This is a genomic window from Allobacillus salarius (assembly GCF_007559425.1).
GTDB lineage: Bacteria > Bacillota > Bacilli > Bacillales > Alkalibacillaceae > Allobacillus > Allobacillus salarius.
This window is the reverse complement of sequence record NZ_VMHE01000015.1, coordinates 1-13989: the sequence shown is the minus strand read 5'-3', so window position 1 is coordinate 13989 and position 13989 is coordinate 1. Positions and strand designations below refer to the sequence as shown.

The window sequence follows — 13989 nt, the reverse complement described above, 5'->3', positions numbered from 1 at the left end:
CACTATAGAATGAATCTAGTGATTAGCCTCAGTAAATATAACAAAATTATTAAATTGTTAGCATTTGATTTATTGATTTAAGAGTCTATTTAAATCCACGGTCTCAGGCAGCTATTACATCATGCCCCGCGTGTTGTGATCCGTTTTTTATTGCTTTTATAAATTGTAAAATGCTATTGAATCAATGGTTTGGAGTGTTCCTTAGTAAAGATGATTGCGTATAATTTTGTATCGTTGTTTATTTCTGTATTTTTTGTTGCTTTTTATTTAACAATCATCAACTTTATTATATTTTATTTCTGTCTGCTTCTTTTCTCATCGAATTCTAATCGTATTATACTTTTGGTATCAAAATATCTATCATTTTATCTGAACGTGTAGTATAAATAACCTGATGATTATTTCCTGCCAAGTCACATAATACTGTCTTGTAAAAATACACTTGATGGTTTTCATGTAAGAAACTCTCTGGCTCTTCTTTAGCTTTCCCCCATTTATTTTCCTTTTTATTCTTTCCTTAATAATACACTAAACAATATGGCCTTGATTTAGGCGCGATGATTATTTAACAATCGCGCCCTTTCGGTTTAATCAAATAAGGTTCTTAAACTAGCGTAACTATTAATTGAAAATATAATAAACATACCAAGAAAGAAACAGTTGAATAACTTTGATGAGGTATCATATCAAAGTGGTGGAACTTCAACTTCTGTATTTTTATCATCACGAACAATGCATATTGAAACTTAAATCTGAAATAAGTGCTACTTCTTTTTAATGATCGTTATGTAGAAAGCTATAATTGTAAACCAATCAATGATAGCGGTTGACAATCACCCCCCTTCTTCTATTAAAATAATTTTTAACAGAAGGGGGACGTTTACATTGAATCGACAAGGTAATAAACTGAGAATTATGCTCAAGATCTCTATATTTGCCGCTATAACTGCAATACTTGCACAGATGGAAATTCCACTTCCACTTATTCCAATCAGTGGCCAGACATTGGCAGTAGGGATTGCAGCAACTGTTCTTGGAAGCCGTCAGGGATCATTGGCAATGGTGCTCTATATGGCGATTGGAGCGGTCGGCCTTCCGGTATTCGCTGGATTCAGTGGGGGACCACAGGTGCTTGTAGGCCCTTCAGGTGGATATATTTTTGGGTTTATAGCCGCAGCGTACGTTACTGGTCTCATTTTGGAAAAAACAAGTTTTACAATCTCAATGGCTGTCATCGCAAATATTATGGGAATGTTTGTAACACTGGTTTTTGGTACTATTCATTTGAAACTTGTACTGGATCTTGGATGGAGTGCTTCCTTGGCTGCCGGTGTATACCCGTTTCTTGCTGTAGGATTCATTAAGGCATTTCTAGCCAGCTGGATTGGCATTGTTGTCAGAAGACGCCTAATACAAGCAAAAGTACTTGGAGATATGCCAAAAGAAGTTGCATAAGTTATGACACTAATTGAATCAAATAGAAGCACCATAAAAGTGTCACTTTGACCGATAATTTGCATTTATTTAAAGCGTTATTTGCATAATAGCTCAGTTATCTTTACATAAGAAGTTTAGCTGAGCTTCTTCATTATTAATATTTTATAATTAATATTTTTGCCATAACGTTATCTGTACTCAATTTTTTATGGTTACTTATTCATGTTACCTTTTTGTGACATACAAGAAAAAAACGAGGTCTACCCTCTGGCAAACCTCGTCATATCAAGCTTTTATTATTCAGTTTTTGGCTTACATCATGCCCGGCATGCCGCCGCCCATGCCGCCCATGTCTGGGGCGCCACCGCCGTTTTCTTCCGGTAGGTCGGCAACTACTGCTTCTGTTGTTAGGAACATAGCAGCTACGGATGCAGCGTGCTGTAACGCTGAACGAGTTACTTTGGTTGGGTCTACAATACCTGCTTCTACCATGTTCACCCATTCGCCTGTCGCAGCGTTGAATCCAACGCCTAGATCTTCACCTTTTAGACGTTCAACGATAATTGAACCTTCTAATCCGGAGTTTTCAGCAATTTGACGTACTGGTTCTTCTAGTGCACGAAGGACAATGTTTTTACCTGTTTCTTCGTCGCCTTCTAGAGACAACTCGCTTACTTTGCGGTAGATATTGACAAGAGCTGTTCCACCACCGGAAACGATTCCTTCTTCAACAGCTGCACGTGTTGAGTTCAATGCGTCTTCGATACGTAGTTTCTTCTCTTTCAATTCTGTTTCTGTTGCAGCACCAACTTTGATGACTGCTACTCCGCCTGCTAGTTTAGCTAAGCGTTCTTGTAGTTTTTCTTTATCGAAATCAGAAGTTGTTTCTTCTAATTGAGCACGTAGTTGGTTAACGCGGGCAGATAGTTCGTCCGCTTCACCAGCACCTTCAACGATTGTTGTGTTTTCTTTTGTGACAACAACTTTTGAAGCACGGCCTAATTGGTCAATGGTAGCTGATTTCAAGTCTAGACCTAAGTCTTCTGTAATCACTTCTGCCCCAGTTAGTGTCGCTATATCTTCAAGCATCGCTTTACGACGGTCACCGAAACCAGGAGCTTTAACAGCTACTGCGTTGAATGTTCCACGTAGTTTGTTGACAACAAGTGTCGCTAGCGCTTCACCTTCAACATCTTCAGCAATAATCAAGATTGGCTTGCTTTGCTGTACAACTTGCTCTAATACAGGAAGAACTTCTTGGATATTGGAAATTTTCTTATCTGTAATTAGAATGTATGGATCTTCAAGCTCTGCTTCCATTTTATCTTGGTCAGAAACCATGTATGGAGAAGCATAGCCGCGGTCGAACTGCATACCTTCAACGACTTCTAGCTCTGTAGCGAAACCTTTAGATTCTTCGATTGTGATAACACCATCGTTACCAACACGGTCCATTGCTTCAGCGATCAACTGACCAACTTCTTCGTCTGCAGAAGAGATGGAAGCAACTTGTGCAATAGAATCTTTTCCTTCGATTGTTTCAGAAATCTCACGAAGTTCATTTGTTGCTAATTCAACAGCTTTTTCGATTCCACGACGGATTCCAACTGGGTTTGCACCAGATGTAACGTTTTTCAATCCTTCACTGATCATTGCTTGTGCCAAAACCGTTGCTGTCGTCGTACCGTCACCAGCAACATCGTTTGTTTTAGAAGCAACTTCAGATACAAGCTGTGCACCCATATTTTCAAAGTGGTTTTCCAATTCGATTTCTTTTGCGATGGTTACACCGTCATTCGTAATCAATGGAGAACCGAATTTTTTCTCAAGAACGACGTTACGTCCTTTTGGTCCCAATGTTACTTTTACGGCATCTGCCAATGCATTAACACCATTAAGCATTTGACGACGAGCGTCTTCACCAAACTTCATTTCTTTAGCCATAAGTATAAATACCTCCTTGATTCATTCCGTTAATTTTTATTACTGAACAACAGCTAAGATGTCGTTTTCTCGTAGGACTAAGTATTCTTTGCCGTCTTGCTTCACTTCTGTTCCTGCAAATTTTGAATAAATGACGCGGTCGCCTTCTTTCACTTCCGGCGCAACCTTCTCACCATGCTCAGTCACTCGACCAGAGCCGACTGCCACGACTTTCCCTTCTTGTGGCTTTTCTTTTGCGGAATCAGGCAAAACAATTCCACTTGTTGTTGTTTCTTCTTGCTCAACAACCTCGATAATGACGCGATCTCCTAGTGGTTTTAACACGACAAAAACCTCCTCTTATGAATTGAATAATCGTTTTGTTAGCACTCGTGTTATCTGAGTGCTAAATCCAATATTATAATACTCAATCTTTTATTTTTTTGCAAGTAAAAAACAATATTTTTGTTTCGGCTTTTGATTTAGTATAAAATAAACGTTAGGTTCTTTTTTGATTTCTAAAAAATATCTTAAAAATAGCCAACAAAACTAGTGTATCATCTCATGAATGATCAACAAAAGGAGACGGTTGAATTGCCTCAAAGATATTGGATTATCATCTTCACATATATATTGGTACAAGTTTCACCACTCTTCGGTATGGGGCTATTTGAACGTGTTTTTCCGAGTATGGAAAAAGTCGATCATTTCGTTTATTGGCATTTGTTCAGTTACACGATTGCAGCGCTCGTCATGCTATACTTGGTTCAAGAAGATATGAAGCCAAAAAACATGCGTGACCGCGAAGGAATTGGTAAGCTAATCGGTTGGTCAATTGGCGGTGTATTCATCGCTTATGGAGCTCAAATGTTAGCCAATATCATTAACTTCCAGTTTATCGGCATTGATCAAACCTCTGAAAATACGATGGATATCATCAGTATTATTGAGGCGAATTACTGGTTTATTATTGTACCAATTGTATTTGCACCATTTTTCGAAGAATTGATTTTCCGGAAAATTTTCTTTGGACAACTCTATAAACGAATGAATTTCTTTTTTGCAGCGCTGCTCTCTTCTCTAATATTCAGCGCTCTGCATCTTGATTTTACGTTCACATTAACGTATGTGGCTATGGGTTTTGCTTTTTCTTATTTATATGTAAAAACGAAAAGAATCATTGTACCGATGATCGCCCACGGAGCCATGAATGCAACAGCCGTATTGATCAACCTATTCGTCGACATTGAAGATTTAGAAAGACGGCTACAGGAATTAGAAAATACGGCAACAATTTTAATTGGGGGATAACTTATGCGTGCATCACCGCGATTTTTTGCAATTATTTATTTGCTGATGGGGCTAGGATTCATGTACATTGCTTACATGAGTGTTGAAGATACTGTCTGGAACATTGCGACAATCATTTTCACACTGATCGCCGCGTTCGACTTCGGCGCAGCAATCAAAATGTTCGGACTCCACAGACGTTTAAAAGAACAGCAAGAGAAAAAATAGTACAAAAAATCGAGATGGCATGTAGCTGTCTCGATTTTTTTGGTGTGAACTACGACTTGCTTGAGTAGTGAGGGACATTTTTTAAGTAATTAGGCTAAATCTTTAAGAGGATTATCGGGTTTCTTGAGTAATTAGCACATTTTCAGCCAGATTGTTGCTTTTTCCAATTACGTGGCACACCCAAAGTGATTGAATCTCAATTATATGAACCCAACTCAGAAAAATATGTTCCTCCTACCCCGTCTTATGCTCCCAGGTCAATAAAATATGAGACCCAAATAAAAATATATGCACCCTCTTCGCGAAAATATGAGCCAAAAGCCAAAATATATGCGCCCTACCCAATCAACAATCAATAAAACCTTCTCCAAATCGGAGAAGGTTCCTTATTCTTCATTATATTCCTGCTTCATCCGGCATGCTGCCGGAATGGCGCTCGCTACAATTACTGCAGCTATGATAAACGCTTCATTAAGTGCTTGCATCGTTGCCGCTTCAGCAGATATCTCATTTGCAAGCATGATGCTCCCTCGGCGTGTTTCGTAATAAACGGAAAATAATACAATTCCCATTGACGAAGCAATTTGACGGATGAGGTTGTTCATCGCTGAACCTTGGGCGACAAGTCTCTCTGGTATGGCATTCATGCCTGCCGTGGTAGCCGGCATATTACCAAATCCTAAACCAAATCCATGAATCGCAAAGAATACAACGACTAACCAATAAGGTGTTGAGAGGTCAACAAAAAATCCAAACAATAAGGATGCACCAGCAATTAACACTAAGCCTGGTGGCACGACGAATTTCGGGCCTTTCAAATCAAGTAATTTCCCACCTAATGTCATAAATACACCACTCGCTAGCGCACTTGGTAAGAAAACGAGTCCGGTTTCAATAAGCCCTAATCCTAATGCTTCTTGGATTAAATACGGAATTAAGAAAAGACCAGAGAACAAACCGATGGACGCCGCAGATGTAACCATAATTGAATATCGGTACGTTTTAATTCGAAACACGGTTAAATCCAGTAAAGGTTGTTTTAATTTTAACTCGTAACGAACAAATAAAATAATTAAAATGGAACCGACGATGACTAAGAATAAATTAGTCCAAGTAAGTGCGGACTCAAACTCACGGCCTTGTCCAAGAACATAGAGAATAGAACCAACCCCGACAGTAATCATCGAGAAACCGATCCAATCAAATTTCAACGATGGATCAGATGGTGTCGGTTTTAGGTATTTAGTAGATAGAGTCAAACTCAGTAAACCAAAAGGAATATTGAATAGAAATAGAAAATACCATGAGAAGTTTTCTGCAATCACTCCACCGATCGTCGGACCAATGGCGGGTGCAATCATGACGGAAATACCATAAACCCCGACTGCAAAACCTCGCTCATTTCTCGGAAAGGCTTGGAAAATTAATGCCATGGCGTTCGGCATCATTAGACCCCCGGCGATTCCTTGTACAGCACGGGCAATAATGACCATACTTAACGTCTGGGAGAGTGCACCGAGTGTCGAACCTGTCATAAACAAGAGTAAACCGGCAATATACACTTTCTTTTTTCCGAATCGGTCGCCTAAGAATCCGGTCAGTGGCATCGTCATTCCCATAGAAAGCATGAAAATCGTTAAGATCCAACTGACTCCGACGGCATCTGAATCAAATATATACATAAAATCCGGAAGAACCGGATTCAGCATACTGTTATTTAGAATGACCGTAAATGTTCCGAATAAAACGGAGACAATGACGAGCCATTTATTCGTTGTATCAGCTTCCTTGCTCAATGCTGTTCACCTCAATACGTTTTCCAACAAAATTTTACGATTTGTTTTTTAAAAAATAATTCAATGTTTGTAGCTCAACGGCTAAGTCAATACTATGTACCTGTACAGTATCCGGTACGTTCAATCGGACTGGCGTGAAGTTTAGAATTCCTTCGATTCCACTATCTACTAATCGGTCAGCTACTTGCTGTGATGCACTCGCAGGTACTGTCAGTATCGCTACTTGAATTCCTGACTCCTTTAACGTCTTTTCAAGCTCGTCTAATGCATAAATGTGTACATTTCCAATCGAATGGCCGATTTTCTGCTTATTCGTATCAAACGCTAAATCAATTCTCATATTATCATTCTTAATGAAATTATAGTTCAATAATGCTTTCCCTAAGTTCCCAACACCGATCAGTGCAACTTTCGCCACTTCATCTTGGTCTAGAATTTTCCGGAAAAATTGAATCAATTTTTGGATATCATACCCATAACCTTTTCTGCCTAACTCACCGAAATACGAGAAGTCTTTTCGGATCGTTGCTGAATCTATTTTGACAATTTCACTTAGTTCCTTCGAGGAAATTCGACTTTTCCCTTGATCTGAAAGAATATTTAAATGTCGATAGTAAAGCGGCAGCCGCTTCACCGTTGCTCGTGGGATGCGGTCATCTTTCATTACTCAGACTCCTTTTAACCAATTCAACCACTAACGTATTCTCCATAACAATGCTAAAATGGAGGAGAACTAGTTAGAGGTGAAATGATGATCTTAATGCAATTAAATCAAGTCAGTAAATATTTTGGCGCTGACCTTATTCTATCGGATATTAAATTAGAAGTACATAATCAAGATCGAATTGCCATCGTCGGGCGTAACGGCGCTGGGAAATCGACCTTGCTTAAAATAATGGCTGGTGAACTTTCCTATGAAGGTGAAATCTATCAACCAAAAGATTTGACGATCGGTTATTTGGAACAACATACCGGTTTTAATTCTACCGCGAGCATATGGGATGAGATGCTCACCCTATTTAAAGATACAATCGCTTTGGAAAAAGATCTGCGGGCAATGGAAATAAAGATGGCTGATCCTGATGAAATGAAAGATGAAGAAACCTACCAACAACTGCTCCATGACTATGATCGAAAACAAAACTTGTTTCAGTCTTCTGGTGGCTTTCAATATGAAGCTGAGATTGAATCTGTCTTGCATGGACTAGATTTTGGCCATTTTGATTTTTCCACACCTGTTAATGAATTAAGTGGTGGGCAAAAAACGAGGCTCGCATTGGCGAAGCTGTTATTGTCCAAACCACAACTTTTAATTTTGGACGAGCCGACAAACCATTTGGATATCCGAACACTAAGTTGGTTGGAATCCTATTTAAGAGGATATGACGGTGCGATTGTGATCGTTTCCCACGACCGATATTTTCTAGACCGAACCATTTCCACCGTTTATGAAGTGACTTTCCAACGAACGAAGAAATATCATGGAAACTATAGCTATTATTTAACGCAACGCGCAAAAGATTATGAGCTTGAATTAAAGCAATACGACAAACAGCAAGCGGAAGTGAAACAATTAGAAGACTTCATTCAACGGAATATTGCTAGAGATTCTACCAGTAATCGAGCGAAAGCGAGAAGAAAGCAATTAGAGAAAATGGAGATTATGGACCGCCCGACATTGGAAAATAAATCGACGAAGTTTTCATTCTCCATCCAACGCAAAAGTGGAAATGATGTATTGAAAGTTGAAAACTTGATGGCTCAATATGAAGACATGGATAAACCCGTCTTCCAAAATGTGAACTTCCATGTAAACAGAGGAGAACGTTTAGCGATTGTCGGACCCAATGGGGTTGGGAAATCAACATTGCTCAAAGCGATTTTAAAGAAATTGGAACAAGTACACGGAACAATCCAAGTCGGCACAAATGTACAATTTGGTTATTATGATCAGGAACAAGCATCCTTGCATCCGAAAAAAACTGTTCTTCAGGAATTATGGGATGACTATCCGCAGAAAAATGAAAAAGACATTCGCACGATTCTCGGGAACTTTTTATTCAGTGGTGATGATGTATTAAAAACAGTCGGGATGCTGAGCGGCGGCGAGAAAGCTCGGCTGCTCTTATCGAAGCTCATGCTACAACAAGCAAACGTACTTGTAATGGACGAACCGACAAACCACTTAGACTTAGACAGTAAGGAAGTTCTTGAAGCAGCATTGGCTGATTTTCCAGGAACCATCCTTTTTGTATCGCACGACCGTTATTTCATTAACCGAATTGCCACTCAAGTAATGGAATTAACCAAAGAAGGTTCGCGCATCTTTTTAGGTGACTATGATTATTATATAGAAAAAATTGAAGAAGAAGCTGAATTAGAAGAATTGGCAAGAGCGGAAAACGAACTCGAAAGTGAGCAACCAGATAAACAAGACTTTCAGGCGGAAAAACAATTCAAACGTGAATATCGTAAAGTGCAACGGAAACTTGAAGCTATTGTGGAAGAAATCAGTAATACAGAAACGAAAATCGAACAGTTAGAAGAAACGATGAGCGATCCTGAAATTGCTGGTGATTATTCAAGACTACAATCCATTCAAGACGACTTGCAGCATCATCAACTTCTACTTGAAAAACATATGGAAGAGTGGGAGCAGTTGCAACTTCAGATGGATGAAATGAATGAATAAACAGCTTTATTCCACATTAAACCCGAACTAAAATTTAGTTCGGGTTATTTATATGGTGATTGTATTCAATATTATTGATCTATACTTTAATAGGAAAGTTAACTAGAAATATAATCGTTTTTTCATATTCTTTTATCCATGAACATATCCACATATCCCCCCTTGATTTAACAGCAATCCACATACTTATACACATTATCCACAGTTACATATAAAATTATCCACATATTTATTCACATTATCAACAGCGTCATGGCAATCTACATAAAAAAATACCCACAGCAACTTCTTGTCACTGTGGATAACATGTTTTACCTTTCTATCATTAACCCAGGTTGTGCATTTAAATTCAGACTGGCATATTGATTGTTACGATATTGAATGGATGCGGCTGCTCCGATCATCGCTGCATTATCCGTACATAAATAAAGCGGAGGAATGGACACCGCAATGTTTGTCCCTTCAAATCTTTCTTGAATTGATCTTCGTAGTGCACGATTCGCAGAAACCCCACCGGCAACGATTAATTGCTTCACACCGTATTGTTGGGCCGCCTGATACGTTTTTTCAACTAACACATCAACGACACTGGCTTGGAAAGATGCTGCGATATTAGCTTTAGATATAGGTTCGTTTTTTTGCTTTAACTGATGGATTTGATTTACAACAGCCGTTTTCAATCCACTGAAGCTAAAATCAAATGAGCCTTTTTCCAACCACGATCGCGGGAAATCATATGTTTCTTCTCCTTCGTGAGCCAGTTGATCGATGACTGGTCCACCTGGATAAGGTAAGTCTAATGCTTTTGCGACTTTATCATATGCTTCGCCTGCAGCATCATCTCTTGTTTCACCAATAATTTCGTAGTCGCCATGCTCTTTCATTAAGATTAACTCTGTATGTCCGCCGGAAACGACTAAGCTTAACAGCGGAAATTGAAATTCCTGTTCCAACCGATTGGCATAAATATGACCGGCAATATGATGCACACCAATTAACGGTTTCTGATGAGCGAATGCCAACGTTTTTGCTGCATTCACACCGATCAACAATGCACCGACTAACCCTGGGCCTTCAGTGACCGCAATCGCATCAATCTCTTCCATCGTAACTTCCGCTTCGTTCAATGCCTGATCAATAACTAACGTAATTTGTTCAATATGGTGACGGGAAGCCAACTCAGGTACGACACCACCAAACTTCTGGTGAATGTCCATTTGCGTCGCGACGACATTGGAAAGTAAAGTTGTACCGCCTTCAACGACTGCTGCGGCAGTTTCATCACAGCTTGTTTCGATTGCTAATATCTTTTCTTGATCCATTTATAATTCCACCCACATGACAATGGCATCTTCCCCATCATCTTGATAATAATTTTTTCGTACACCTACTGGTTTCATACCAAACCGTTCATATAATCGTTGAGCCACATGATTGGATTCTCGTACTTCCAATGTAAGCTCAGTTGCACCTTTCAACCTCAAGTATTTGAGCATTCGTTGAAATAACTGCACGCTATAGCCTTGTCCTCGTTCATCCGGATGGATTGCAATGTTCGTAATTTGAGCCGCCTCAACAACTGTCCATGTACCAACGTATCCAATGATTTTATCCCCTTTTTCCATAACAAGATAATCTGAGAACGGATTATTAATTAAATCATGAGTAATGTCTTCTTCTTTCCATGGCGCAGTGAACGAAGCATTCTCCACCTCCATGACTTGGTCCAAATCTTCATACGTCATCCGTCTAACGATTACATCCTTACTTATTTTGCGCATTTTTCTCCAACCATTTCACTTCAGCTTCTACTAACCGGTGATATTGCGGGCTTGTTGTATGAATATCGACAGGTTCTCGGTCTTTCCCAAGCAAAACAAGTTGACCTGCTTGTGGGAAGCTCAAGTGACCAGTAACCCATTTTGCACGCTTTCCTAATATTTCATAAACCATATCAGAAAATGTATGCTCTGTTGGACTGACCATTGTAATTGGTTCCCCAAAATCATTTAAACGGTCCAACCATTCTTCCATCGCGATATTCTGATCAGGTAGCTCTTCCGTCAAACGCCCTTCTTGAGCGCGGTATAATCCAGTGAAGACGTTACCTCTTCTCGCATCGAAAAAAGAACAAATGAGACCACTGGAGTAGATTAGATTAGCTGCTACAAGCTCAAGACTAGAAACAGTAACTAAAGGAATATTTAATGTCCAAGCCAATGTTTTGGCTGTAGTAACACCAATCCGTAAACCTGTATAAGAGCCTGGACCGTTTGCAACGATAATTTTCGAAAGATCTTTCGGCTGAATGTTCACTTCCTTCATTATATAATCAATCGCAGGCATCAGTTGCACAGAATGATTTCGTTTACTATTTAACGTATGCTCAATCAATGGAGTCTCATTATGATATAATGCGACACTCATTGGTCGGTTCGAGGTATCGATTGCTAATATGTTCATTGTTGAAGCTCCTCAATTAATTTCTCATATTCTTCGCCAATTGGTTGAAGAAGAATTTGACGTTCATCAGCACTTATCTTCTTCATTTGAATCTTTAAGTATCTTTCAGGCAGATAGGTCCGAATATAATCAGACCATTCGATGACAGTAATGCCCTCACCTGAGAAATATTCATCAAAACCAATATCCTCTTCACTATCTTCCAGACGATATACATCCATGTGATAGAGAGGCATCCGGCCACGATATTCTTTTACAATCGTATAGGTTGGACTATTGACCGTTCGTTCAACGCCTAACCCTTTTGCTAGCCCTTTTGTAAAAGTAGTTTTTCCCGCACCTAGATCACCATCTAACGTGACTACTTGATTCGGTTGTAAAAGCTCACCTAATTTTTCTGCAAATTCCATCGTTTCTTCATCATTATTTGTAAAAAACTCTTTCATACAATCACCTATCTTCTAGCCATGTGAATAACCACTTTTATGCAAAATTGTTCTCGAATTTTTTATCGTTAAAAATACTTCTGGTGTGTTTGATTCCTCAGTAACTTTGCCAATCGGTGTCACCTGTAACTTATTGCTTGTCTTTTCTTTGATTAAATCCCATTCTTTCGGTGAACACGTGCCGACCAACTCGAAATCTTCTCCACTTGATAAAACATACTTTTTTAATTGCTCAGTATCTATAGATGCCATTTTAGAATGGACCGGTAAGTCATCCCAATTGATTTCAATTACAGCATTTGAAGCTTCAGCGATTTCATTCAGCTCGCTTGCTAGTCCATCACTAACATCATTCAATGACATGCGAGAAATTGAATCTGTTAGTTCCGTGAAATCAATGCGCGGAGTTGGTCGCTTATGTCGGTCGGTAAAATGATTTTCCAATAGAACATCCGATTTTAATAGGTCATAACCATAAGCAGCTTCACCTAAATTACCCGTAACAAATACAATATCGTTTGTTATCGCGTAACTTCTTAATCGTTTTTTATTCGGCAACACTTTTCCAAATACACTTATCGTAATGACCAGTTCATTTGCTGAAACTGTATCTCCACCAATTAAATCGACTTTATATTTTTTGGCTAGTTCGTCCATACCAAGATATAAATCGATTAACTGTTCATCAGAATAAGTTGACGGTACAGCTATATTTACAGCGTAATAGAGCGGCGTTGCTCCCATTGCTGCCAAGTCACTTAAATTTGCCGCTAACACACGGAAGCCAATATCCCTTAACTGCATATATTCAAAAGAGAAATGAACATTCTCCACCATTGTATCAGAGGCGATGACAAGCTCATATCCATTTGGCGGCTTTACAACAGCTGCGTCATCACCGATCCCTTTAATAACCGATGAGTTTCTGTAATAAGACGGTTTAATCTTTTCAATAAACTCGAACTCCTTCAAAACAACACCACCAATGAAGAGATCTTTTTTCAATAATAACATGTGCTTATGAAATTCGTTAGTAGAATAACTTTCATACGTATGGGAAAAGTCTTATATCTTTTCATAGAAAATAATTTTCATTCTAAACAAAAAAACATGTGGTTTCCCACATGCTTTACATTATGTATTAATGGCGGTCCGGACGGGACTCGAACCCGCGACCTCCTGCGTGACAGGCAGGCATTCTAACCAACTGAACTACCGGACCATTTAAAATTAATTATTTCACCTTGCTTCGAGATCAATTCGACGTAGAAGCGATGATTAAATTGGTTGCACCCTACGGGCACTCCATATCTTACCTTTCTTCGAAGTTAATCCGACGTAGATACGGTAAGTAAATTGGTTGCGGGGACAGGATTTGAACCTGCGACCTCCGGGTTATGAGCCCGACGAGCTGCCTGACTGCTCCACCCCGCGATATAATTAACATATAGACCATTCAATCAATGATCTGCCCGGCAACGTCCTACTCTTGCAGGGGAAAAACCCCAACTACCATCGGCGCTAGAGAGCTTAACTTCTGTGTTCGGAATGGGAACAGGTGTGACCTCTCTGCCATCGTCACCGGACAAATATGTTGTTGAAAGGCATATACCTTCAAAACTAGATAAGAAGCAGTGCATCATCAAGTAAGTTAAGTCCTCGACCGATTAGTATCCGTCAGCTTCACGTGTCACCACGCTTCTACCTCGGACCT

General features: G+C 39.4%; 13 protein-coding genes, 2 tRNA genes and 1 rRNA gene. 4 read left to right on the top strand and 12 right to left on the bottom strand.

The features are described from left to right. The first annotated feature begins 885 nt into the window (after positions 1-885). Entirely contained in the window at positions 886-1455 is a 570-nt protein-coding gene (locus tag FPQ13_RS08885) for a biotin transporter BioY (RefSeq protein WP_377863222.1), read from the top strand. Positions 1456-1749: 294 nt separating this feature from the next. Here FPQ13_RS08885 and groL read toward each other — a convergent pair whose 3' ends face one another. Beyond that, complete coding sequence (groL, locus tag FPQ13_RS08880; RefSeq protein ID WP_144088987.1) at positions 1750-3381, bottom strand: chaperonin GroEL; 1632 nt, start codon at positions 3379-3381, stop codon at positions 1750-1752. A 39-nt stretch (positions 3382-3420) separates the two neighbouring features. Next, positions 3421-3705 carry a co-chaperone GroES gene (gene groES / locus FPQ13_RS08875; protein WP_144088986.1) on the bottom strand — a complete coding sequence of 95 codons (285 nt, stop codon included), beginning with the start codon at positions 3703-3705 and terminating at the stop codon, positions 3421-3423. Positions 3706-3954: 249 nt separating this feature from the next. Here groES and FPQ13_RS08870 point away from each other — a divergent pair, with 249 nt between their 5' ends. Together FPQ13_RS08870 and FPQ13_RS08865 are read left to right on the top strand one after the other, a co-directional pair. Then, positions 3955-4671 (top strand): CPBP family intramembrane glutamic endopeptidase, encoded by a 717-nt coding sequence (locus FPQ13_RS08870; RefSeq protein ID WP_144088985.1) that lies wholly within the window; start codon positions 3955-3957, stop codon positions 4669-4671. A gap of 3 nt (positions 4672-4674) precedes the next feature. Continuing rightward, positions 4675-4878: a YdiK family protein gene (locus FPQ13_RS08865; protein ID WP_144088984.1), complete on the top strand. Its 204-nt coding sequence runs from the start codon at positions 4675-4677 to the stop codon at positions 4876-4878. A gap of 386 nt (positions 4879-5264) precedes the next feature. Here the strand turns inward: FPQ13_RS08865 and FPQ13_RS08860 are convergent, their stop codons facing one another. Both FPQ13_RS08860 and FPQ13_RS08855 read right to left on the bottom strand, forming a co-directional pair. Beyond that, a complete protein-coding gene (locus FPQ13_RS08860; protein WP_144088983.1) occupies positions 5265-6674 on the bottom strand; it encodes an MDR family MFS transporter in 1410 nt (469 codons plus the stop codon). A gap of 34 nt (positions 6675-6708) precedes the next feature. Further along, positions 6709-7338: a redox-sensing transcriptional repressor Rex gene (locus FPQ13_RS08855; protein ID WP_144088982.1), complete on the bottom strand. Its 630-nt coding sequence runs from the start codon at positions 7336-7338 to the stop codon at positions 6709-6711. Positions 7339-7425: 87 nt separating this feature from the next. On the opposite strand from FPQ13_RS08855, the gene FPQ13_RS08850 reads away from it, so the two are divergent. Then, positions 7426-9366 (top strand): ABC-F family ATP-binding cassette domain-containing protein, encoded by a 1941-nt coding sequence (locus FPQ13_RS08850; RefSeq protein WP_144088981.1) that lies wholly within the window; start codon positions 7426-7428, stop codon positions 9364-9366. A gap of 311 nt (positions 9367-9677) precedes the next feature. On the opposite strand, the gene tsaD is transcribed toward FPQ13_RS08850, so the two are convergent. The 8 genes from tsaD to rrf form a co-directional block, all read right to left on the bottom strand. After that, on the bottom strand, positions 9678-10688 hold the full coding sequence (gene tsaD, locus FPQ13_RS08845) for a tRNA (adenosine(37)-N6)-threonylcarbamoyltransferase complex transferase subunit TsaD (protein WP_144088980.1): 1011 nt from the start codon (positions 10686-10688) through the stop codon (positions 9678-9680). Next, entirely contained in the window at positions 10689-11147 is a 459-nt protein-coding gene (gene rimI, locus FPQ13_RS08840) for a ribosomal protein S18-alanine N-acetyltransferase (RefSeq protein WP_144088979.1), read from the bottom strand. Further along, positions 11131-11829, bottom strand: coding sequence for a tRNA (adenosine(37)-N6)-threonylcarbamoyltransferase complex dimerization subunit type 1 TsaB (gene tsaB, locus FPQ13_RS08835; protein WP_144088978.1), 699 nt, complete (start codon positions 11827-11829; stop codon positions 11131-11133). Before tsaB ends, rimI begins: the two co-directional genes overlap by 17 nt. Beyond that, a complete protein-coding gene (gene tsaE / locus FPQ13_RS08830) occupies positions 11826-12275 on the bottom strand; it encodes a tRNA (adenosine(37)-N6)-threonylcarbamoyltransferase complex ATPase subunit type 1 TsaE (protein ID WP_144088977.1) in 450 nt (149 codons plus the stop codon). Before tsaE ends, tsaB begins: the two co-directional genes overlap by 4 nt. A 15-nt stretch (positions 12276-12290) precedes the next feature. Further along, positions 12291-13247, bottom strand: coding sequence for a thiamine-phosphate kinase (thiL, locus tag FPQ13_RS08825; RefSeq protein WP_186279624.1), 957 nt, complete (start codon positions 13245-13247; stop codon positions 12291-12293). A 173-nt stretch (positions 13248-13420) separates the two neighbouring features. Next, positions 13421-13497, bottom strand: a tRNA-Asp gene (locus FPQ13_RS08820). Between the two features lie 135 nt (positions 13498-13632). Further along, positions 13633-13709 (bottom strand) — tRNA-Met (locus FPQ13_RS08815). A gap of 36 nt (positions 13710-13745) precedes the next feature. Further along, positions 13746-13861, bottom strand: a 5S ribosomal RNA gene (gene rrf, locus FPQ13_RS08810). Positions 13862-13989 lie beyond the last annotated feature (128 nt).

Excerpts from the sequence above, each read along its gene's own strand:
- groL (WP_144088987.1), bottom strand. The coding sequence starts at position 3,381 with ATGGCTAAAGAAATGAAGTTTGGTGAAGACGCTCGTCGTCAAATGCTT.
- FPQ13_RS08865 (WP_144088984.1), top strand. The coding sequence starts at position 4,675 with ATGCGTGCATCACCGCGATTTTTTGCAATTATTTATTTGCTGATGGGG.
- FPQ13_RS08855 (WP_144088982.1), bottom strand. The coding sequence starts at position 7,338 with ATGAAAGATGACCGCATCCCACGAGCAACGGTGAAGCGGCTGCCGCTT.
- FPQ13_RS08850 (WP_144088981.1), top strand. The coding sequence starts at position 7,426 with ATGATCTTAATGCAATTAAATCAAGTCAGTAAATATTTTGGCGCTGAC.
- tsaD (WP_144088980.1), bottom strand. The coding sequence starts at position 10,688 with ATGGATCAAGAAAAGATATTAGCAATCGAAACAAGCTGTGATGAAACT.
- rimI (WP_144088979.1), bottom strand. The coding sequence starts at position 11,147 with ATGCGCAAAATAAGTAAGGATGTAATCGTTAGACGGATGACGTATGAA.
- tsaB (WP_144088978.1), bottom strand. The coding sequence starts at position 11,829 with ATGAACATATTAGCAATCGATACCTCGAACCGACCAATGAGTGTCGCA.
- tsaE (WP_144088977.1), bottom strand. The coding sequence starts at position 12,275 with ATGAAAGAGTTTTTTACAAATAATGATGAAGAAACGATGGAATTTGCA.